Source organism: Burkholderia sp. MSMB1588, assembly GCF_001546925.1.
GTDB classification, from domain to species: domain Bacteria; phylum Pseudomonadota; class Gammaproteobacteria; order Burkholderiales; family Burkholderiaceae; genus Burkholderia; species Burkholderia humptydooensis.
On record NZ_LNJS01000001.1, the window covers coordinates 864,229 to 884,228 of the forward strand.

18 protein-coding genes are annotated in these 20,000 nt (G+C 68.0%); 8 read left to right on the forward strand and 10 right to left on the reverse strand.

Annotated features, from left to right (window positions below; translation table 11 throughout):
- Positions 1–124 precede the first annotated feature (124 nt).
- Positions 125–652 (forward strand): inorganic diphosphatase, encoded by a 528-nt coding sequence (ppa, locus tag WS92_RS15675; RefSeq protein WP_006024915.1) that lies wholly within the window; start codon positions 125–127, stop codon positions 650–652.
- Between the two features lie 57 nt (positions 653–709).
- Here the strand turns inward: ppa and WS92_RS15680 are convergent, their stop codons facing one another.
- Both WS92_RS15680 and WS92_RS36125 read right to left on the reverse strand, forming a co-directional pair.
- Positions 710–1,324, reverse strand: a complete 615-nt coding sequence (locus WS92_RS15680; RefSeq protein ID WP_015600850.1) for a GIY-YIG nuclease family protein — start codon at positions 1,322–1,324, stop codon at positions 710–712.
- Between the two features lie 49 nt (positions 1,325–1,373).
- The gene (locus tag WS92_RS36125) at positions 1,374–2,408 is read right to left on the reverse strand and encodes a helix-turn-helix transcriptional regulator (RefSeq protein WP_059932164.1); all 1,035 of its coding nucleotides are present in this window, start codon (positions 2,406–2,408) and stop codon (positions 1,374–1,376) included.
- A 144-nt stretch (positions 2,409–2,552) separates the two neighbouring features.
- Here WS92_RS36125 and WS92_RS15690 point away from each other — a divergent pair, with 144 nt between their 5' ends.
- The gene (locus WS92_RS15690) at positions 2,553–4,793 is read left to right on the forward strand and encodes a glycoside hydrolase family 3 protein (RefSeq protein WP_059932166.1); all 2,241 of its coding nucleotides are present in this window, start codon (positions 2,553–2,555) and stop codon (positions 4,791–4,793) included.
- Between the two features lie 82 nt (positions 4,794–4,875).
- Here WS92_RS15690 and WS92_RS15695 read toward each other — a convergent pair whose 3' ends face one another.
- The gene (locus tag WS92_RS15695) at positions 4,876–6,054 is read right to left on the reverse strand and encodes a GNAT family N-acetyltransferase (RefSeq protein WP_059932168.1); all 1,179 of its coding nucleotides are present in this window, start codon (positions 6,052–6,054) and stop codon (positions 4,876–4,878) included.
- Between the two features lie 130 nt (positions 6,055–6,184).
- Between WS92_RS15695 and WS92_RS15700 the strand changes: the two genes are divergently transcribed.
- Positions 6,185–7,894 (forward strand): NAD+ synthase, encoded by a 1,710-nt coding sequence (locus tag WS92_RS15700; RefSeq protein WP_059932170.1) that lies wholly within the window; start codon positions 6,185–6,187, stop codon positions 7,892–7,894.
- 60 nt (positions 7,895–7,954) lie between these two features.
- On the forward strand, positions 7,955–8,293 hold the full coding sequence (locus WS92_RS15705; RefSeq protein ID WP_004193987.1) for a P-II family nitrogen regulator: 339 nt from the start codon (positions 7,955–7,957) through the stop codon (positions 8,291–8,293).
- Positions 8,294–8,405: 112 nt separating this feature from the next.
- Here the strand turns inward: WS92_RS15705 and WS92_RS15710 are convergent, their stop codons facing one another.
- The 5 genes from WS92_RS15710 to WS92_RS15730 all read right to left on the reverse strand — a co-directional run bounded on the left by WS92_RS15710 (position 8,406) and on the right by WS92_RS15730 (position 13,371).
- Positions 8,406–9,494, reverse strand: a complete 1,089-nt coding sequence (locus tag WS92_RS15710; RefSeq protein ID WP_009911629.1) for a porin — start codon at positions 9,492–9,494, stop codon at positions 8,406–8,408.
- A gap of 688 nt (positions 9,495–10,182) precedes the next feature.
- Entirely contained in the window at positions 10,183–10,962 is a 780-nt protein-coding gene (locus WS92_RS15715; RefSeq protein ID WP_059932172.1) for an ABC transporter ATP-binding protein, read from the reverse strand.
- 22 nt (positions 10,963–10,984) lie between these two features.
- A complete protein-coding gene (locus WS92_RS15720; RefSeq protein WP_006024923.1) occupies positions 10,985–11,698 on the reverse strand; it encodes an ABC transporter permease in 714 nt (237 codons plus the stop codon).
- A complete protein-coding gene (gene hisQ / locus WS92_RS15725) occupies positions 11,695–12,384 on the reverse strand; it encodes an ABC transporter permease (RefSeq protein WP_006024924.1) in 690 nt (229 codons plus the stop codon). Before hisQ ends, WS92_RS15720 begins: the two co-directional genes overlap by 4 nt.
- A 210-nt stretch (positions 12,385–12,594) precedes the next feature.
- The gene (locus tag WS92_RS15730; protein ID WP_006024925.1) at positions 12,595–13,371 is read right to left on the reverse strand and encodes an ABC transporter substrate-binding protein; all 777 of its coding nucleotides are present in this window, start codon (positions 13,369–13,371) and stop codon (positions 12,595–12,597) included.
- Between the two features lie 380 nt (positions 13,372–13,751).
- Here WS92_RS15730 and WS92_RS15740 point away from each other — a divergent pair, with 380 nt between their 5' ends.
- Positions 13,752–14,450 (forward strand): pirin family protein, encoded by a 699-nt coding sequence (locus WS92_RS15740; protein WP_009916748.1) that lies wholly within the window; start codon positions 13,752–13,754, stop codon positions 14,448–14,450.
- 97 nt (positions 14,451–14,547) lie between these two features.
- Here the strand turns inward: WS92_RS15740 and WS92_RS15745 are convergent, their stop codons facing one another.
- Positions 14,548–15,093, reverse strand: a complete 546-nt coding sequence (locus WS92_RS15745) for a Spy/CpxP family protein refolding chaperone (RefSeq protein ID WP_009916750.1) — start codon at positions 15,091–15,093, stop codon at positions 14,548–14,550.
- Between the two features lie 240 nt (positions 15,094–15,333).
- Between WS92_RS15745 and WS92_RS15750 the strand changes: the two genes are divergently transcribed.
- Together WS92_RS15750 and WS92_RS15755 are read left to right on the forward strand one after the other, a co-directional pair.
- Positions 15,334–16,059: a response regulator gene (locus WS92_RS15750; protein ID WP_006024928.1), complete on the forward strand. Its 726-nt coding sequence runs from the start codon at positions 15,334–15,336 to the stop codon at positions 16,057–16,059.
- On the forward strand, positions 16,043–17,356 hold the full coding sequence (locus WS92_RS15755; protein WP_015602027.1) for an ATP-binding protein: 1,314 nt from the start codon (positions 16,043–16,045) through the stop codon (positions 17,354–17,356). The genes WS92_RS15750 and WS92_RS15755 overlap by 17 nt, the downstream gene beginning before the upstream one ends.
- A gap of 74 nt (positions 17,357–17,430) precedes the next feature.
- On the opposite strand, the gene WS92_RS15760 is transcribed toward WS92_RS15755, so the two are convergent.
- Complete coding sequence (locus tag WS92_RS15760; RefSeq protein WP_006024930.1) at positions 17,431–17,697, reverse strand: double-stranded DNA-specific endonuclease; 267 nt, start codon at positions 17,695–17,697, stop codon at positions 17,431–17,433.
- A 492-nt stretch (positions 17,698–18,189) separates the two neighbouring features.
- On the opposite strand from WS92_RS15760, the gene WS92_RS15765 reads away from it, so the two are divergent.
- Complete coding sequence (locus tag WS92_RS15765) at positions 18,190–19,947, forward strand: ABC transporter permease (protein ID WP_006024932.1); 1,758 nt, start codon at positions 18,190–18,192, stop codon at positions 19,945–19,947.
- The last annotated feature ends 53 nt before the right edge of the window (positions 19,948–20,000 follow it).

Consider the following 20,000-nt stretch of genomic DNA (forward strand, 5'->3'; position numbering starts at 1 on the left):
GCCCGATTATCGGCCGAACGCGGCGCAAGCGCCATCGGGCGATTGGCTATAATGCGCTTTCCATCGGAGGCGCCCGCAAGGCCGCCATCCGTCCCGATTCCCATCCGAACTTCAGAGAACGCTCATGAGCTTCAGCAATGTTCCGGCCGGCAAGGATCTGCCGCAAGACTTCAACGTGATCATCGAGATCCCGGCGCAAAGCGAGCCGGTCAAGTACGAAGCCGACAAGGAACTCGGCCTCCTCGTCGTCGACCGCTTCATCGGCACCGGCATGCGCTACCCGGTGAACTACGGCTTCATTCCGCAGACGCTGTCGGGCGACGGGGACCCCGTCGACGTGCTCGTCATCACGCCGTTTCCGCTGCTCGCGGGCTCGGTCGTTCGCGCGCGCGCGCTCGGCATGCTGAAGATGACCGACGAATCGGGCGTCGACGCGAAGCTCGTCGCGGTGCCGCACGACAAGGTCTGCCCGATGACGGCGAACATCAAGTCGATCGACGACGTGCCCGCGTATCTGAAGGATCAGATCAAGCACTTCTTCGAACAGTACAAGGCGCTCGAGAAGGGCAAGTGGGTGAAGGTCGAGGGCTGGGACGGCATCGACGCCGCGCACAAGGAAATCACCGACGGCATCGCGAACTTCAAGAAGTAAGCAGCCGGGGGTGCCCGCTGCGGCGCCCATCGGTTACGCGAAACCGCGCGTGTCTCGTCACGAGGCCGCGCGGTTTTGTTTTGCGCGCGCGCGCCTCGGCGGCGCGGCGGATGCGGTCGCGCGAATGGTTTTTGCTCCGTGGGAAGCGCCCGAAGGCTTCGTTGGCTCCGTCGTATCACGCGTGTCGGCCGGCGCGCCTGCATCGGGCGTCTCGGGCGAGGCCCGAGCGGCATCGCGGCGAGACCGCGGCGTCGCCATACCCGGCGTATCCAACATGCCCGCCGCTCGATCCGCGTCGACGAGCGTCATGCGCCCCGCGGCGTCATGCGCCTCCACGTCCGTCGTCGCCACCGCAGCCGCGCCGCGATCTTCATCGGCGTCGCCCGGCGCGACCGCCGCCACTACCGGCAGCACCGACTCGAGCGTGCGCGCGCCCGCCGCCAGCTCGCGCTTTTGCGCGGCGGTGAGCCGCTTCACCCAATATTCCGCGCGCGACGCGCTCGAGCGATCGGCGAGCTCGAACGACGCGAGCACCGCCCGCGGCTTGCGCGCGCGTGTGTAGCGCGCGCCCACGCCTTGCGCGTGCTTGTCGAAGCGGGCGGCGACGTCGGTCGTGATGCCGGTGTAGACGCTGCCGTCCGCGCATTCGATCAGATACAGATACCAGGACATATAAGGGCGGCGTGACGCGAAGCCGCCAGTGTCGCAGAAATTGCGCGGCTCAATGCCATTTGTCGCGGCGGTCTTCGCGATAGCGGCTCGGCGCCGCGCCATGCTCGCGCGCGAAGAAGCGGCTGAACGCGCTCGTCGAGCCGAAGCCGACCCGCGCGCCTATTTCGCCGATCGGCAGCCGCGTGTGCAGCAGCAGCCGCTCCGCCTCCCCGATACGCGCGCGCGTGACGAGCGCGTGGAACGTCAGCGCCTCGTGATGCAGGCGCCGGCGCAGCGTCCAGCGCGAGATCGCGAAGCGCTCGCACACGTGCCCGAGCAGCCGCTCGGGCGGCGCGTCGCCGTCGCCCGTCGCGCGCAGCCAGTCGCGCAGGCAGCGCTCGACCGCCGCGCCGAACGACACTCGCGCGCGCAGCCGTTCGCGCGCGTCGTCGGCCGCGTGGCGCTGGATCGCGGCGAGCGCGCCGTTGAAGCGCTCGAACGGCGCGTCGAGCCGCGTCGACGCGATCACGATCCGGTTGCGCGGCGCGTCGAACGCGGGGCGCGCGAGCAGCATGCCGGCGAGCGTGGAAGCGGGCGCGAACGCGCTGCCCGTGAATTCGGGCTCGCGCATCTGCGCGGCGGGATCGTAGAGCCGCGCGAGCGCCGCGAGGATCGCCAGGTTCGCGAACGCGCAGATCGCGCGCCGCCCGTCGCCTTCGATCACGTATTCGAATGCGATCGCGTCACGGGTCTCGGCGGGCAGCAGCCAGTCGACGTCGCCGACGAGCGGGCGATACGCCGCGTATTGCCGCAGCGCGTCGCGCAGCGTCGCGGCATTGCAGACGACGCCCGCGAATTCCGGAAACGGCGTGAGCCACTGGACGATATCGGGCGGCGGCCGCAGCCAGCCGTGCGTCCAGCCGCTCGCGAGCCGCATCGCCGCGACGTGCCGGTCGCCCGGCACGCGGCGGTGCGGCTCGTCGAGATCGGCTTCGGCGAGCCCGAGCAGATCGGCGACGCGGGCCGTGTCGAAGCCGTTCGCGCGGGCTGCGTCGAACAGCCCGCGGTGGATGCGGGCGGAAACGGATTTCTGCCGTAACTCCATGTCTCTCTCCATGTCGTCGCGACCATCGGGTTTGTCCCCGCCTCGATGGGTCAAGCGCTGCTCCTTGCGGTCAAACCGCGCTGCCGGCGGCTTCATAGACTGTCGAGCGCTGGTAAGTACAACAGAAACCCCCTTGGAGGAGCAATGGAAAAATCGCTGTTTGGGCTGTCGACGATCGCGCTGTCGGTGCTGCTCGCTTCGTGCGGCGGCGACGACGTGAATCGCCCCGCCGATCCGGAGGCGGCCGCTGACGCGCGGGCGTCCGCGCTCGTCGCGCAACTGACGACCGACGAGAAGATCCGGCTCGTGCACGGCACGGGCATGCCGGCCTTCGACATCGGCGGGCCGTTTCCCGCCGATGCGCTGAACGGCGCGAGCTACATTCCCGGCGTGCCGCGGCTCGGCATCCCGGCCGTCAACAGCGCGGATTCGGCGGGCGGCGTCAACGTGAAGAACGCGCGGATCACCGCGCTGCCCGCGAGCGTCGCGCTCGCGGCGAGCTGGGACCCGGCGCTCGCGCGCGCGTACGGCGTGCGCATCGCGGCCGAGCTGCGCGCGCTCGGCTTCGCGCAAGGGCTCGGCGGCGGGATCAACCTCGCGCGCGAGCCGCGCAACGGCCGCACGTTCGAATACATGGGCGAGGACCCGGTGCTCGCGGGCGTGATGAGCGCCGCGCGCACGGACGGCACGCAATCGCAGAAGGTGATCGCGACGATCAAGCACTTCGCGTTCAACGATCAGGAAACGAACCGCACGACCGACGATTCGGTCGTTGACGAGCGGACGATGCGCGAGACCGAGCTGCTCGCGTTCGAGATCGGCATTCTCGACGGCCGGCCTGGCAATGTGATGTGCTCGTACAACAAGGTCAACGGCATCGCCGCGTGCGAGAACCCGTATCTGCTGACGACCGTGCTGAAGAACGAATGGGGCTTCAAGGGCGTCGTGCAGTCCGACTGGGGCGCGGCGCACTCGACAGTCGCCTCCGTGCTGGCGGGGCTCGACGAAGAGGAGCCCGGCGCGGCCGACGACAACGACGCGCCGCTCGGCTCGTACTTCAATGCGAAGCTGCGTGCGGCGCTCGACGCGGGCACGGTGTCCGTCGCGCGGCTCGACGACATGGTGCGGCGCAAGCTGCGCACGCTGATCCGGATCGGCGTGATGGACGATCCGCCGAAGCCGGGCGGCGCGATCGACGAAGCGGCCGGCAACGCCGACGCGCTCGCGATCGCGCGGCAGTCCGCGGTGCTGCTGAAGAACGCGGCCGCGGCGGGCGATGCGCGGCCGGTGCTGCCGCTCGCGGCCGCATCGCTCGCGTCGGTCGTCGTGATCGGCGGCCACGCGGACGCGGGGGTGCTGTCGGGCGGCGGCTCGGGCGCCGCGCCCGCGATCGACGGCAATGCGGTGACGCGCTGCCGGCAGCCGGCGGGCATGCTGTTCGGCGGCTGCGCGACCTGGTACAAATCGGCGCCGCTCGCGGCGATCCGCGCGAAGGCGCCGCACGCGGCGGTCAGCTACCTTGACGGCGCCGATGCGAACGCGGCGGCCAACGCGGCCGCGCAGGCCGACGTCGCGATCGTGTTCGCGACGCAATGGCAGACCGAGGGGCTCGATCTGCCGAGCCTGTCGCTGCCCGACGCCGCGGCCGATCCGTACAACCAGCAATACGACCAGAACGCGCTGATCGCGGCGGTCGCGGCGAAGGCGAAGCGGGTGGTCGTCGTGCTCGAGAGCGGCAGCCCGGTACTGATGCCGTGGCTCGCGAACGTGCACGGCGTGCTGGAGGCGTGGTATCCGGGCGTGAAGGGCGGCGAGGCGATCGCGGATCTGCTGTTCGGCGATGCGAACCCGTCCGGCAAGCTGCCGGTCACGTTCCCGCAGAAGGAGGCGGATCTGCCGCAGCCCGAGATCGATCCGGCGAGCCAGCGCACTGTGTACGGCGAAGGGCTGATGATCGGCTATCGCTGGTATGACGCGAAGCACGTTCAGCCGCTCTTTCCGTTCGGCTTCGGGCTGTCGTACACGACGTTCGCCTACTCGGGGATGAGCGCGCAGGCGGACGCGTCCGGCAGCGTGACGGTCGGCTTCACGGTGACGAACACCGGCGCGCGCGCGGGCGCGGAGGCCGCGCAAGTCTATGCGGCGCTGCCCGCCGGGCTCGGCGAGCCGCCGCAGCGGCTCGTCGGCTGGGCGAAGGTCGCGCTGCAGCCGGGGCAGGCGCAGCGCGTCGCCGTCACGATTCCGGCGAAACGCTTCGCGACCTGGGATGCGGGCGCGCACGCGTGGCGCTTGAACGCGGGCAGCTATCGGCTGAGCGTCGCCGCGTCGTCGCGCGATCCGAATGCGCTGTCGCAGCCGGTGTCGTTGAGCGGCGCGCGTCTGTAGTCCGGTCCTGCCGCCGCGCCCGATCGCGGGTTCGGCGCCGGGGCGTCAAGGCTTGGTCGGCGGGTTGGGTCAGCGGGTTGGGTCAGCGCCCGCCGTCCCTGAACGGATTGTGCTCGTGCAGTTCGTCGACATACGCGTGAATCTGGTTCGTCTCCTGCGCGAGGAAGCGCCCGACCGCATCGGCGAACGCCGGATGCGCGAGCCAGTGCGCGGAGTGCGTGACGGTCGGCATGAAGCCGCGTGCGAGCTTGTGCTCGCCCTGCGCGCCGCCTTCGAACGCGTCGAGCCGCTCGTCGATGCAGAATTCGAGCAACTGGTAGTACGCGGTCTCGAAATGCAGGCAGGGCACGTGTTCGAGCGCGCCCCAGTAGCGGCCGTACAGCACGCCGCCCCCCGACGCGCCGCGCTGGTAGACGGCGAGCGCGCTCGCGATCGGCCGTCCTTCGCGCTCGGCGATCACGAGCAGCAGGTTCTCCGGCATTGTCGCGCCGATCTCGCGGAAGAATTCGAGATTCAGATACGGGCTCGAAAAGTGCTCGCGGTACGTCTGCCGGTAGCAGCGCGCGAAGAAGCGCCAGTCGGCGTCGGTCGCGTCCTCGCCGCGCACGCGGCGCAACGTGACGCCCGCGTCCGCGACCTTGCGGCGCTCCGCGCGGATGTTCTTGCGCTTCTTCTGCTCGAGCGTGCCGAGGAACGCGTCGAAGTCGCGATAGCCGTCGTTCAGCCAGTGGAACTGCACGCCTTCGCGCAGCATCATCCCCATGTCGGCGAGCGTGCGCGCCTCTTCGCCGGTCGGAAACAGCACGTGCAGCGACGACACGTCGCTCTGCTCGGCGAGCGCGACGAGCGTGGCGGCGAGCTGGCGGCGCGCGTCGTCGTCGACGGCGAGCAGGCGGCTGCCCTGCACGGGCGTGAACGGCACCGCGCACAGCAGCTTCGGGTAGTACGGCAGCCCGTTGCGCTGGTACGCGTCGGCCCACGCCCAGTCGAACACGTATTCGCCATACGAATGGCGCTTCGCATAGACGGGCGCGGCCGCGACGAGCGCGCCCGTCGCGCCGTCCGCGAGCGTGACGAAGCGCGGCGCCCAGCCGGTGTCGTCGACCGCGCAGCCCGCGCGGTGCAGCGCGCTCAGGAACGCGTGCTTCAGGAAGGGCGTCGGGCGCGGCGCGCGCGCGACGAGCGCGTCCCACTCGGCGGCGCTTGCGTCGAGGGCAGACGTGAGGATGCCCATGCGATAATCGTAACGTTCGTGTTTCAACGATTCGAATCCGTTTCGTTCGTACCCGTTTGCACGGCGGGCCGGTCGCGCGTGTTGCCGCGCCGCCCCGGCCGTGCGTTTGATCCAAGGCGTTCGCGCCACGGCCCGAGGAGGCCGCGCTGATCCCGTGATGAAGACCCGTATCGCACTCGCCCAACTCAACGTCACCGTCGGCGATTTCACCGGCAACGCCGCCAAGATCGTCGCCGCCGCGCAAGCCGCGCACGATGCCGGCGCGCAGCTCCTGATCGCGCCGGAGCTCGCGCTGTCAGGCTACCCGCCCGAGGATCTGCTGCTGCGCCCCGCGTTCTACGCGGCGTCCGACGCGGCGCTCGACGAGCTCGCCGCGCAATTGAAGCCGCTCGCCGGGCTCGCGGTGCTCGTCGGCCATCCGCTGCGCGCGGGCGACGCAGGCGCGCCAAGCGCGCCAAGCGCCGATGGTAATGCAAACCGCCCGATCGAGCGCGGCGCCGCGCCCGCCGACACCTACAACGCGGCGTCGCTGATCGTGGGCGGCGAGGTGGCCGGCACGTACCGGAAGCAGGACTTGCCGAACACCGAGGTGTTCGACGAGAAGCGCTATTTCGCGACCGACGCCGCGCCGTACGTGTTCGAATTGAACGGCGTGACGTTCGGCGTCGTGATCTGCGAGGACGTGTGGCACGCGTCGGCCGCGCAACTCGCGAAGGCGGCGGGCGCGCAGGTGCTGATCGTGCCGAACGGCTCGCCGTATCACATGAACAAGGACACGGTGCGCATCGATATCCTGCGCGCGCGGATTCGCGAAACGGGCCTGCCGATGGTCTACGTGAACCTCGTCGGCGGCCAGGACGAGCTCGTGTTCGACGGCGGCTCGTTCGTGCTCGACGGCGCGGGCGAACTCGTCGCGAAGATGCCGCAGTTCGAGGAAGGCAACGCGATCGTCGAGTTCGACGGCGCGCACCCGCTGCCCGCCGCTATCGCGCCGGCGCTGTCCGTCGAGGCGCAGGTGTATCGCGCGCTCGTGCTCGGCGTGCGCGACTACATCGGCAAGAACGGCTTCCCGGGCGCGATCATCGGGCTGTCGGGCGGCGTCGATTCGGCGCTCGTGCTCGCGGTCGCCGTCGACGCGCTCGGCGCCGAGCGCGTGCGCGCGGTGATGATGCCGTCGCGCTACACGGCCGACATCTCGACGACCGACGCGGCCGACATGGCGGCGCGCGTCGGCGTGCGCTACGACGAGATCGCGATCGCGCCGATGTTCGACGCGTTCCGCGCGTCGCTCGCGGGCGAATTCACGGGCCGCGCGGAAGACGCGACCGAGGAGAACATCCAGGCGCGCATCCGCGGCACGCTGCTGATGGCGCTGTCGAACAAGTTCGGCTCGATTGTGCTGACGACGGGCAACAAGAGCGAGATGGCGGTCGGCTATTGCACGCTGTACGGCGACATGGCGGGCGGCTTCGCGGTGATCAAGGACATCGCGAAGACGCTCGTCTACCGGCTCTGCCATTACCGCAACGCGGCGGCCGAATATGGCGCGCTCGGCATCATTCCCGAGCGGATCCTCACGCGCGCGCCGTCGGCCGAGCTGCGCGAGAACCAGACCGACCAGGACAGCCTGCCCCCGTACGACGTGCTCGACGCGATCATGCGGATGTACATGGAGGAGGACCGGCCGCTTTCGGAGATCGTCGCGGCGGGCTATTCGGAGGCGGACGTGAAGCGCGTCACGCGGCTCATCAAGATCAACGAGTACAAGCGCCGGCAGGCGCCCGTCGGCATTCGCGTCACGCACCGCGCGTTCGGGCGCGACTGGCGCTATCCGATCACGTCGCGCTTCACCGAGAGCATCGACTGACGCGGCGCGCGGCGTAGAATCGGCCGACGATTTTTACTCATTCGAAGCAAGGGGCACATCATGAAACGCATCACCGCCATCATCAAGCCGTTCAAGCTGGACGAAGTGCGCGAAGCGCTCGCCGAAGTCGGCCTGACGGGGCTCACCGTCACGGAAGTGAAGGGCTTCGGCCGCCAGAAGGGGCACACGGAGCTCTACCGCGGCGCCGAGTACGTGGTCGATTTCCTGCCGAAGATGAAGATCGAAGTGGTGGTTGCGAACAATCTCGTCGATCAGGTGATCGACGCGGTGATCGGCGCCGCGCGCACCGGCAAGATCGGCGACGGCAAGATCTTCGTGTCGGACGTCGAGCGCGTGATCCGGATTCGCACGGGCGAGGAGAACGAAGCGGCCGTCTGAGGCAGGCCGCGAAGAATAAAAAAACGGTGCGACACCCAGGGGTATCGCACCGGTACGCGCCTCTCGCAGCAGCGTGAAAAGACTATCGGTTCAAATGATCAGGCGTGAGTGATCAGAACAGGTGCTGGATGCCGGCGTACACGCCCGTCTGGCTGCCGCCGAACTTCGGATTGCCGGTCGAGATGTCGGTGCCGGCCGGGTTCGCGTTCAGGCCGAAGTTCGCGGTCTTGCTGTTGCGAACCGTCGCGACCTGCATGTCGAGCAGCGTGCGCTTCGACAGGTTGTACGTGCCGCCGACCGTGAAGATGTTCGCGTTGCCGCCGCCGTGGTTCGCGTTCACGTGATAGGCGGCCGCGATCAGCGCGGCGGCGGGCGTTGCCTGCCACGTCACGCCGCCCCAGACTTGCTGCGTCGACGTGATGCCGCTGTTCACGACGGGCGCGCTGTCGGCGTGCGACGTCTGATATGCCGCCTGAATCTTGAACTGGCCGAGGAACACGTTCACGCCGGCGAAATATTCGCGCGAGTAGTTGAACACGTCGTCGAGCTTGCCGTTCGCCGGATCGCGCGCTTCGTCATAGAGGCCGCGGACCTGGAAGAGCGACGTCGTGTAGGTGAGCTGCAGGCCCGCGCTGCGGCCCTGGCTCGTCGAGCCGTTGCCGTTCCAGTTCGTCGCGTTCGACAGCGCGTACTGGCCGTAGACGTCGAAGCCGTAAAGCTTCGGCGATTGATACGAAATGTTGTTGCTGGTCTTGTTCCAGTTGCGGCCGCGCACGAGCGAGGCCGTCGACCACGACGACTGGCCGAACGGATCGAAGTCCCACACGCCGTTCGCGATCGCGAGCTCGCGGCCGAGCAGCAGGGTACCGTACGTGTCGTTGGAGATGCCGACCGTCGCCCAGCGATTCCAGATGCTGCCGGCGCCCGGGCCGTTGCCGTTCATCGTGTCGAAGCTGCCTTCCAACTGGAACACGATCTTGTTGCCGCCGCCGATGTCCTCGGAGCCCTTCAAGCCCCAGAGACTCGTGCCCCAGTTGCCGCTTTCCGCGCGCCAGCGGCTCGTGCTGCCGCCGTTCGCGCTCGGCAGGCCGTTCATGTATTCGATGCCGGCGTCCAGACGGCCGTACAGCGTCACGCTGCTTTGAGCGTGAGCCGCCACTCCGGCAGTCGCCAGTACCGCCGCGAGCATAACTTTCTTCATCATCTCCTCCATACCCTGTCAAAAAGTCAACCCAGAACTGCGCAAGATGTCCGGCTTCGTGTGCCGGACAAAATTGGGATAACCAGAGAGACCGCGTGCAGCCGGTTCGGCGAAGCACGTGAGCGAGCGGACGGGAGTACCGTTTTGCGGGCCCGTGTGGCCGGTGACGGCTTGCCGGGGTCTCCTGCCGTCATGAAGTAAAACTACATTTCATGACTTTCGTTTTGCTACTTTGGTTACTAATTTAGCAAAAATACACTTTTGTGGCGACGAAAATCGTTGTTTGACTAGCACGTGTCGCCAAATTGCCATAAACATGCGCGAAGCCGTGCCGGACGGCCTTCGCGGAAACGGTCGGATGCCTTGATGGGCAAGGCACGCACGGAATCGGGCGAGGTGGATCAAGGATTGCCACTATTGACGCTGGGAAATCGTGCGGGTAGGCGCGTTTGCGTCGGTTGTGTCAGGAATCCGTAATGAAAAACGGCGGCAGGCGGAGCGCACGCGCGTGCCGCTTCGCTGCGGGCGCTTCGAATGGAGTGTGCTCGACTGGAACGAGCCCGCGATTCGTTTCCATGAGGCGATCGGCGCGGACGTGGAGCGCAATGGGTACGCTACCGGCTCGCGAGCGAAGCGCCCGCGAACGTGGTTCGACGATGCGACGGCGCCCGCACCGGCGCCCGATGGCTTACTTGAGGCTGCCCGACAGGAACTGCTTCAGGCGCTCGCTCTTCGTGCCGCCGAACACCTCGGCAGGCGCGCCTTCCTCCTCGACGCGACCCTGGTGCAGAAACATCACGTGATTCGACACGTTGCGCGCAAAGCCCATCTCGTGCGTGACGACGATCATCGTCCGCCCTTCCTCCGCGAGCTTCTGCATCACCTTCAGCACTTCGCCGACCAGCTCCGGATCGAGCGCCGACGTCGGCTCGTCGAACAGCATCACGTCCGGGTGCATCGCCAGCGCACGCGCAATCGCGACGCGCTGCTGCTGGCCGCCCGACAAATGCGACGGATACTGCTTCTCCACCCGCGGCGCGAGACCGACCTTCTCCAGATATTCGCGCGCGCGCTCCTCCGCCTCCCGCCTCGAAATCCCCAGCACGTGCACGGGCGCTTCCATCACGTTCTCCAGCACGTTCATGTGCGACCACAGATTGAAGTGCTGGAACACCATCGCGAGCTTCGTGCGCACGCGCTGGAGCTGCTTCGAATCGGCGGCCTTGAGCGCGCCCGTCTTGTCCTGCGCGGTGCGCACTTCCTCGCCGTCGACGAAGATGCGGCCCGCGTTGGGCTGCTCGAGGAAGTTGATGCAGCGTAGCATCGTGCTCTTGCCCGAGCCGGACGAGCCGATCACGCTGATCACGTCGCCCGCGTTCGCGCGCAGCGAGACGCCCTTCAAAACTTCGTTGTTGTCGTAGCGCTTGTGGAGATCGTCGACGAAGAGCTTGTGCATCTGGGTGTTCATCTGAGGCATGTCCGGGCGAAACTCATTTGCCTTGCGGGCGCAGATACGCGAGCCAGCGGCGCTCGGCGCGGCGGAACAGCCACACGAGCGTGAACGAGATCGCGAGGTAGAGGAGGGCGGCGATGCCGAATGCATGGAACGACATGTAGGTCGCCGAATTGACGTCGCGCGCGATCTTCAGGATATCGGGCACGGTCGCCGTGAACGCGACCGTCGTCGCGTGCAGCATCAGGATCACTTCGTTGCTGTAGAGCGGCAGCGCGCGGCGCAGCGCCGACGGCAGCACGATCCGGCGATACAGCGTGAAGGTCGACATCCCGTAGGCGCGGGCCGCCTCGATCTCGCCGTACGACGTCGACTTGATCGCGCCCGCGAAGATTTCGGTCGTGTACGCGCAGGTGTTCAGCGTGAACGCGAGCAGCGTGCAGTTCATCCCGTCGCGGAAGAACGCGTCGAGCATCGGCGTGCCGCGCACGGCCTGCAGGCTGTAGAGGCCCGTGTAGCAGAGGAGAAGCTGCACGTAGAGCGGCGTGCCGCGGAACACGTACGTGTAGAGCCAGACGGCGCCCGCGAGCCACTTCCTCTTCGACACGCGCGCGACCGCGAGCGGCACCGACAGGCAGAAGCCGATCCCGATCGACACGACGAGCAGCCACATCGTGATCGCGAGGCCGGTGAAGCGATACCCGTCCGTATACAGGTAGTTGCGCCAGTATTCTTGGATCAGCTCGATCATAGGTCAGCCTTGCGTACGCCCGTCGAATAACGCTTCTCGAGCCACATCAGCACGAAGTTCGAGATCGTCGTGATCGCGAGATAGATCGCGCCCGCGAGCAGCGTGAAGAAGAAGAACCGCAGCGTGCCCTTGCCCGCGTCCTGCGACGCCTTCACGACGTCGGCGAGACCGATGATCGACACGAGCGCCGTCGATTTCACGAGCACCTGCCAGTTGTTGCCGATGCCGGGCAGCGCGAAGCGCATCATCTGCGGGAACATGATCCGCGCGAACACCTGCCAGTTCGTCATCCCGTATGCGCTGCCCGCCTCGAGCTGGCCGCGCGGCACCGACAGGAACGCGCCGCGGAACGTCTCGGTGAAGTACGCGCCGTAGATGAAGCCGAGCACGAGCACGCCGGCCGCGAACGGATCGATGTCGATCTGATCCCAGTTCATCACGTCGGTGAGCTGGTTGAGCCAGATCTGCAGGCTGTAGAAGAGGAGCAGCATCAGCACGAGGTCCGGCACGCCGCGGATGAGCGTCGTGTAGAGCGTGCCGATCCCGTTCGAGACGCGGTTCCTCGACAGCTTCGCCGCCGCGCCGACGAGGCCGAGCAGGAACGACAGCGCGAGCGACAGCACCGAGAGCTTGACGGTCTGCCAGGTGCCGGAGAATATCAGCGGGCCGTAGCCTTGAAGAAACATATGTAGTCCTTGACGGCGCGTCGTGCGCGCCGCGAAAGACGCGCCCCGCGTGTTGCGCGGAACGCCCCGTGCGTATCATCGCCGCTCCGCTTTCGCGGGCCGCGCCGTCGCCTGCGATCGGGCAGGGCGGCGGCGCATTGCGGCGCGTGGTGTCGACCGCTGGTGCTGCGCGGGCCGCGCGCCGGTCGCTCGGCGTGGCCCGCCCGGCGCTTACTTCGCCGAATAGACGCTGTACGGGAAGTACTTGCGCGACAGCCTGTCGTACGTGCCGTCCTTGTGCATTGACGCGAGCGCGCGGTTGATCGCGTCCTTCAGGTCCGCGTCGTCCTTGCGCAGCCCCATCGCGGTGCCGTCGCCGAGCGTCTTCGGGTCCTTCACGGCCGGGCCCGCCCATGCGAAGCCCTTGCCGCGCGGCGTGCGCAGGAAGCCGTAGTCGGCCTGCAACTCGTCTTGCAGCGTCGCGTCGAGGCGGCCCGAGCCGAGATCGGCGTACACCTGATCCTGGTTCTGGTACGACACGATCGTCACGCCCTTCGGCTCCCAGTGCGCCTTCGCGAAGGTCTCCTGGGTCGAGCCCTGCTCGACGCCGACGCGCTTGCCCTTCAGCGACTCGATGGTCGGCGCGAGCGGCGAGCCCGCCTTCGCGATCATGCGCGCGGGCGCGTCGTACAGCTTGTCGGAGAAATCGATCTGCTCGCGGCGCTTGTCGGTGACGGTCAGCGATGACACGATCACGTCGAACTTTTTCGCCTTCAGCGCGGGGATGATTCCGTCGAGATCCTGCGGCGTCCAGACGCACTTCGCGTTGATCCGCTTGCAGACTTCCTTCGCGAGATCGACGTCGAATCCGACGATCTCGCCGCTCGGCGCGGTCGATTCGAACGGCGGATAGCTGGCGTCGACGCCGATCCGCACGGTCTTCCATTCCTTCGCGAAGGCGCCGCCCGCCGCAAGGGCGAGGGCCGCGCACAAGGCGAGCTTCTTCATGTCGTTCCTCTTCCTGACTTCCCCGGCCGCGCGGCCGGATTCGCCCGGGCATGCGTGCGCCGGGCGTATTCTAGGTGGCCAAAATTCGCGTTCGTCGATGTCGGCGCGGCTTGCCCAACGGGCCAGGCACCGTCGACGGCGGCCAAAAGCGCGGTATTTTACCCGAACGCCGGCCGCGGCCCAGCAGAAACGATGCAAGCGAGCGTGCCGCGCGTCGGCATCGCTTCGCTCGTCGGCGCGGCGTCGTGTGCGAATAGTGCGCGAATCGTGTGGACGATTGCGCGGATCGGCGCAACGAACCGGTGCATTCGCGCCGGATTGTTGCAGGCGTGCGCGACCTCTACATTCGAGGCTGTCGATATTTCTCAGGGGGAAGCGCCATGTTCGAGATCCGCCGCGCGGGCGACCGCGGCCATGCAGATCATGGCTGGCTCGATACCTATCACAGCTTTTCGTTTGCCGACTATCGCGATCCCGAGCACGTGCATTTCGGCGCGCTGCGCGTGCTGAACGACGATCGTATCGCGCCGACGCGCGGCTTCGGCATGCATCCGCATCGCGACATGGAGATCGTCACGTACGTGCTCGAAGGCGCGCTCGCGCACCGCGACAGCATGGGCAACGGCTCGATCGTCCGAGCGGGCGACGTGCAGCGGATGAGCGCGGGCACGGGGATCGTGCACAGCGAATACAACGCGTCGCGGGACGCGACGCTGCATCTGCTGCAGATCTGGCTGCTGCCGACCGAGCCGGGCGGCCGGCCCGGCTACCAGGAAGCGCGCTTCGCCGACGCCGACAAGCGCGGCCGGCTGAGGCTCGTCGCGTCGCCCGACGGGCGCGACGGGGCGGTGTCGGTGCGCTCGGACGCGTCGATCTACGCGGGCCTCATCGACGGCGACGAGCGCGCCGAGTTCGCGCTGCCGGCCGGCCGGCGCGCGTACGTGCACGTCGCGCGCGGCAGCGTGGCGGTGAACGGCGAGGCGCTCGCGGCGGGCGACGGCGCGCGGATTGCCGGAATCGAGACCGTCGTGTTCGAGCGCGGCGAGCACGCGGAGGTGTTGCTGTTCGATCTTGCGTGACGCGGCGGGCGGGGCCGCGTCGACGTGAAAACACTGCGACCGGACGAGCGTCGGGTCGCGGCGCTGCCCGGCCGCGCCGCTCGCCCACCGCCCGGCGTCACTGCTGCGGCGCAGGCGCCGACGCGCCCTTCGCCGCGCGCCGCTGCTCCCAGCGCTCGTGCATCTTCGCGCGACGCTCGTCCATCTTCGCGAATTGCTGCTTGAGCGCGGTGCTGACCGTCGTCTTCTGCTGGTCGTTCAGGCCGTTATAGAACGCGAGCCACGCGGAAGCCGTCTGCTCGCGCAACTGCGCGTTCTGCTGCTCGGCCTGCTGGCGCGCCGCGTGCAGCGCGTTCAGATCGAGGATCGGCTGGTTCTGCTGGGTCTGGAACTGCTGGCGCAGCGCGTCGTGGCTCTTGCGCATCGCGTCGCGGTTCTGCTTCATCGTATTGACGGCGGCCTGCCATTGCTGCTCCTGCGCGGCGCTCAGGTTCAGCTTGTCGTGGATTCGCTGCATCATCATGAACGGGCCGCCTTCCCTATGATGATGCTCGCCCGGGCCGCCCGGCGGCGGCATGTCGGGCGGCGCGGCGCGCGAGACGGCGCTGAACGACAGGGCGAGCACGGCGGCGGCGATGGCGAGGCGGGAAGTCTTCTTATACATTGAGCAACTCCTGTATTGAAAAATCCGGTGCTGCGGCCGGCTCGGCGCCTGGGCGTTCGCGCCCCGGCGTGAGGCGGCATCCGGTAATGCGCAGCGTAGCCAAGCGCTCCCGCCCCCGTGTTACGCGCGCCGCCGCCGCGATTACCGCGCATTACACTCTGCTTGCGCGGTAATCCGCAGTAACCCTTTCAGGGATTTGTTTCGCTCAGCCCCGAGAACCCGCACGGTAAACTTCACGCCATGACTACACAGATCCTCATCGTCGACGACGACCAAGAACTGCGCGACCTGCTGCGCGACTACCTCGTGCGGCAGGGCATCGAGGTGTCGGTGCTGCACGACGCCGCCTCGCTCGAAAAGCGCCTCGAACGCGAGCGCCCCGATCTCATCGTGCTCGACCTGATGATGCCGGGCGTCGACGGCCTCACCGCGCTGCGCCAACTGCGCGCGGCGGGCGACGACATCCCGGTGATCATGCTGACCGCGCGCGCGGACGACGTCGACCGGATCGTCGGCCTCGAGCTCGGCGCGGACGATTATCTCGGCAAGCCGTTCAACCCGCGCGAGCTGCTCGCGCGCGCGCAGGCGGTGCTGCGCCGCCGTCGCGCGACGCCGTCGGCGGCGGCGCCCGAGCAGCGCGAGCCGTACGCGTTCGGCCGCTTCGTGCTCGACTTCCAGGCGCGCACGCTGTCGGTCGACAGCAAGCCGGCGACGCTGTCGAGCAGCGAATTCGCGCTCTTGAAGATCTTCGTCAACCATGCGCTGCGCACGCTGACCCGCGAGCGCCTGCTCGAACTGCTGCACGGCCCCGAGTACGACGGCACCGACCGCGGGATCGACGTGCAGGTCTGGCGCCTGCGCCGGATTCTCGAAACCGATCCGTCGACGCCGCGCTTCATCCAGACGGTGCGCGGGCGCGGCTACGTGTTCGTGCCGAACGGCGAGGCTCATGCGCAAGCCCATTGATTCGCTGTTCGGGCGGCTCGCGCTCCTCGTCGTCTGCGTGCTGCTGCTGTCGCACTTCGCCTGGTACTTCGCGATCCGGCTCGAGCGCAACCAGTTCCAGACGCGCTACGCGGTCGAGGAGGCGGCGTTCCTCGTCGACGCGGTGCGCCAGCACGCGGAGCGCTCGCCCGACCAGCCGCTGCCGTCGCGGGTGCGGCTCGTTGCGCCGGGCAGCGGCGACGTGCCGGCTGCGAACCCGGATCTGCCGCCCCCGCTCAAGCGCTTCGCCGACGACCTGCGCGAGCGCCTGCCGGCCGGCACGCAGGTGCGCATCGGCAGGCCGGGCCATCCGCCCGTGCTGTGGGTCAGGCAGCCGACCGACCGCGACTGGATCGTCGTGCCGGTTCAGCCGCTGCGGCCGCCGCGCTCGCTCGACCGGATGGTGCTCTGGCTCGTGATGATCTTCTCGGCCGCAGTGATGGCGGCGCTCTTCGCCGCGTGGCAGTTGCAGCAGCCGCTCAGCTCGCTCGCGCGCGCGGTCGCGCGCTTCGGCCGCGGGATGGCGGTGCCGCCGCTGCCCGAGCGCGGGCCGCGCGAGCTGCGCCAGCTCACGCACGGCTTCAATCAGATGGTCAAGCAGGTGTCGCGTGCGGAGAACGACCGCGCGGTGATGCTCGCGGGCGTCGCGCACGACCTGCGCACGCCGCTCGCGCGGATGCGGCTGCGCGCCGAGATGATGGACGACGCGCGGCTGCGCGACGGCGTCGTGCGCGACGTCGATTCGATGACGCACATCGTCGATCAATTCCTCGTGTTCGCGCACGGCGACGCCGACCGCAGCGAGGCCGTGCCGGTCGACCAGGCGTGCGAGCGGATCGCGCGCACGTACCGCGCGGTGTCGCCGAACGCGCCGACCGTGCGGACCGAGCTCGCGGCGGGGCCGGGCTTTCGCCTGCCGACGGCGACGCTCGACCGGGTGCTGTCGAACCTGCTCGACAATGCGCACGCATACGGCGCGCCGCCCGTCGTGATCGCGACCGCGCGCACCGCAACGGGCTACACGCTCACCGTCAGCGATCACGGCAAGGGCATCGCGCCGCGCGATCTCGCGGACGCGACGCGCCCGTTCGTGCGGCTCGATCCGGCGCGCGGCGGCAACGGCCACAGCGGCCTCGGGCTCGCGATCGTCGAGCGGCTCGTGCAGCGCACGGGCGGCACATGCGAGATCGGCAACCGGGAAGAAGGGGGCCTGCGGGTCGCGATGACGTTTGCGTTCGACGTCGTGCCGAAGACGGAACCGCAGGCTGAGGCGTCCTGACGCGCCGCAGCACGGGCGGCGCGGGAATCGCGGGAATCGCGGCGCCCGGCGCGCGCGCGCCGGCGTGCCGCGGGTCACTCGCCGAAGAGCGTGCTGAGCGTCTCGGCGGCGTTGCTGTCGATCGTGTTGTAGGTGACGCTCGTCGCCTCGAAGATGTAAAGCGTCGTGTACTTGCCGAGACGCTCGAGGATGTCCTCCTGCAGCGTCTCGGGCACGATGTTCATGTTCAGATACCAGGCCGTCGACGACAGCCGCGTCTGGAACGAGCCATACTCCTGCATCAGTTGATCGAACGCGTCGGCGTCCTGGTCCCGGCACACGATAACCAGATTTCCTGCCATTCACTCCTCCTGATTGACCATCGGCCCCGCTCGGGGCAAATACCGATCATACCCGCATCGGCGTGTCCATTCGTCGACGAAAGCCTCGCCTGCGGGCGCGCGGCGCTTGCGCGAACGCGGGTTCACGGCGGGGCCGGATCGCGGCATAATTCGGCGTTGCGGCGCAGCAGCGGCCGGCCGGCGCACCGCCGCACCCCGCAGATGCGCCCGCCGCGCGCCCGTTCCAGACACGATGCGCTCGCGGCCGGGCCGGAATTCCATCGTTCGTCGTCCGGAAGGTTGTGCCTGAAATACAGGATGTAGTAGTGTCTTGCCGTCGCGAGGCCGGGCGATCCCCGCTTCGCGAGCGAAATGCCGGCGGCCGGGTGCGCCGCGGCTTTCGCGGCACTTGCAGTTAAAACGATTTACCGCGTAAGCGCGCCTTGCCATGAGTCACATTCGCTTTCTGGCCTCATTTATCGTTTCGCACGGCCTTGCCGGGGAGGGCGCCTGATGGATCTCGGATTCTTCGATCCGAACCGGACCGCCAACGCATCCGCGTGGCGCGTCCTGCCGAACCGCTGGGATTTCGTTGCGTTCCCGCTCATCATCTGCGTGATCGCGATGGCGGCGATCGGCTTTCACGAGACGATGGCGCCGATCGCGACGCTCGAGACGCAGAAAATTTCGCTCGATCCGGCGAACCTGCCCGAGTACGCGCTGCGCACGACGCTGCGGATGCTCGCGGCGATGGTCGCGTCGCTCGCGTTCACGCTCGTCTACGGCACGCTTGCCGCGAAGAGCCGCCGCGCGGGGATCGTGCTCGTGCCGATCCTCGACATCCTGCAATCGGTGCCCGTGCTCGGCTACATCTCGTTTACGGTCACGTTCTTCCTCGCGCTCTTCCCGAGCCGCGTGCTGGGCGCCGAGCTCGCCGCGATCTTCGCGATCTTCACGAGCCAGGCGTGGAACATGACGTTCAGCTTCTACCAGTCGCTGCGCACGGTGCCGCGCGATCTCGACGAGGTCTCGCGCGGCTTCCATCTGACGTCCTGGCAGCGGTTCTGGAAGCTCGAAGTGCCGTTCTCGATGCCGGGCCTCATCTGGAACATGATGATGTCGATGTCGGGCGGCTGGTTCTTCGTCGTCGCGTCCGAGGCGATCACGGTCGGCAATCACACGATCACGCTGCCCGGCATCGGCGCTTATCTTGCGCAGGCGATCGCCGAGAAGAATCTCGGCGCGGTCGGCTGGGTGATTCTCGCGATGACGGTCGTGATCCTCGCGTACGACCAACTGCTGTTCCGCCCGCTCGTCGCCTGGGCCGACAAGTTCCGGATGGAAACCACCAGCTCCGGCAACGCGCCCGAGTCGTGGCTGCTCGACCTCGTGCGCCGCACGCGCCTGATCCACCAACTGCTGGTGCCGGCCGGCTGGTTCTTCGCGAAGGCCGCGCGGATTCCGTTGCGCCTGCCGTTGTCCGGAGCGGTGCGCTTCACGTTGCCGCGGGTCGAGAAGAAGGCGTCGTTCGCCGCCGATATCGTGTGGGCGATTCTCGTGCTGGCCGGCACGGCCTATGTCGTGTGGCGCGTGGTCGGCTTCGTGTCGACCGGCGTGACGATGGCCGAGGTGGGCCACGTATTCGTGCTGGGGCTCATCACGCTGCTGCGCGTGGTGCTCCTGATCGCGCTCGCGTCCGTCGTCTGGGTGCCGATCGGCGTGTGGATCGGCCTGCGGCCCGCGATCGCCGAGAAGGTGCAGCCGCTCGCGCAGTTCCTCGCGGCGTTCCCGGCGAACCTGCTGTTCCCGGTGTTCGTGATCGTGATCGCGCGCTATCGCCTGAACGCGGACATCTGGCTGTCGCCCCTCATCGTGCTCGGCACCCAGTGGTATATCCTGTTCAACGTGATCGCGGGCGCGACCGCCTATCCGAACGACTATCGCGAAGCGGCCACCAATTTCCGCATCCGCGGCTGGCAGTGGTGGCGGCAGGCGATCCTGCCCGGCATCTTTCCGTACTACGTGACGGGCGCGATCACCGCGTCGGGCGGCGCGTGGAACGCGAGCATCGTGTCGGAGCTCGTCCAGTGGGGCGACACCAGGATCCAGGCGCACGGCCTCGGCGCGTACATCGCACAGACGACGGCCGCGGGCGACTACCCGAAGATCATCCTGGGCATCGCCGTGATGTCCCTGTTCGTCACCTTGTTCAACCGCCTGTTGTGGCGTCCGCTGTACGCGTACGCCGAAGCGAAGCTGCGTCTCGATTGAGACTGATTTGAGACTGATGTCAGCCGATTGAGACCGACCGAGAGCGAAACGCG

Bases quoted from the DNA above. Each gene is read 5' to 3' on its own strand.
- WS92_RS15760 (WP_006024930.1), bottom strand. From the start codon at position 17,697: ATGGCAGGAAATCTGGTTATCGTGTGCCGGGACCAGGACGCCGACGCG.
- WS92_RS15680 (WP_015600850.1), bottom strand. From the start codon at position 1,324: ATGTCCTGGTATCTGTATCTGATCGAATGCGCGGACGGCAGCGTCTAC.
- WS92_RS15740 (WP_009916748.1), top strand. From the start codon at position 13,752: ATGTTCGAGATCCGCCGCGCGGGCGACCGCGGCCATGCAGATCATGGC.
- WS92_RS15710 (WP_009911629.1), bottom strand. From the start codon at position 9,494: ATGAAGAAAGTTATGCTCGCGGCGGTACTGGCGACTGCCGGAGTGGCG.
- ppa (WP_006024915.1), top strand. From the start codon at position 125: ATGAGCTTCAGCAATGTTCCGGCCGGCAAGGATCTGCCGCAAGACTTC.
- WS92_RS15730 (WP_006024925.1), bottom strand. From the start codon at position 13,371: ATGAAGAAGCTCGCCTTGTGCGCGGCCCTCGCCCTTGCGGCGGGCGGC.
- hisQ (WP_006024924.1), bottom strand. From the start codon at position 12,384: ATGTTTCTTCAAGGCTACGGCCCGCTGATATTCTCCGGCACCTGGCAG.
- WS92_RS15765 (WP_006024932.1), top strand. From the start codon at position 18,190: ATGGATCTCGGATTCTTCGATCCGAACCGGACCGCCAACGCATCCGCG.
- WS92_RS15755 (WP_015602027.1), top strand. From the start codon at position 16,043: ATGCGCAAGCCCATTGATTCGCTGTTCGGGCGGCTCGCGCTCCTCGTC.
- WS92_RS15750 (WP_006024928.1), top strand. From the start codon at position 15,334: ATGACTACACAGATCCTCATCGTCGACGACGACCAAGAACTGCGCGAC.
- WS92_RS15690 (WP_059932166.1), top strand. From the start codon at position 2,553: ATGGAAAAATCGCTGTTTGGGCTGTCGACGATCGCGCTGTCGGTGCTG.
- WS92_RS36125 (WP_059932164.1), bottom strand. From the start codon at position 2,408: ATGGAGTTACGGCAGAAATCCGTTTCCGCCCGCATCCACCGCGGGCTG.
- WS92_RS15700 (WP_059932170.1), top strand. From the start codon at position 6,185: ATGAAGACCCGTATCGCACTCGCCCAACTCAACGTCACCGTCGGCGAT.
- WS92_RS15705 (WP_004193987.1), top strand. From the start codon at position 7,955: ATGAAACGCATCACCGCCATCATCAAGCCGTTCAAGCTGGACGAAGTG.
- WS92_RS15715 (WP_059932172.1), bottom strand. From the start codon at position 10,962: ATGAACACCCAGATGCACAAGCTCTTCGTCGACGATCTCCACAAGCGC.
- WS92_RS15720 (WP_006024923.1), bottom strand. From the start codon at position 11,698: ATGATCGAGCTGATCCAAGAATACTGGCGCAACTACCTGTATACGGAC.
- WS92_RS15745 (WP_009916750.1), bottom strand. From the start codon at position 15,093: ATGTATAAGAAGACTTCCCGCCTCGCCATCGCCGCCGCCGTGCTCGCC.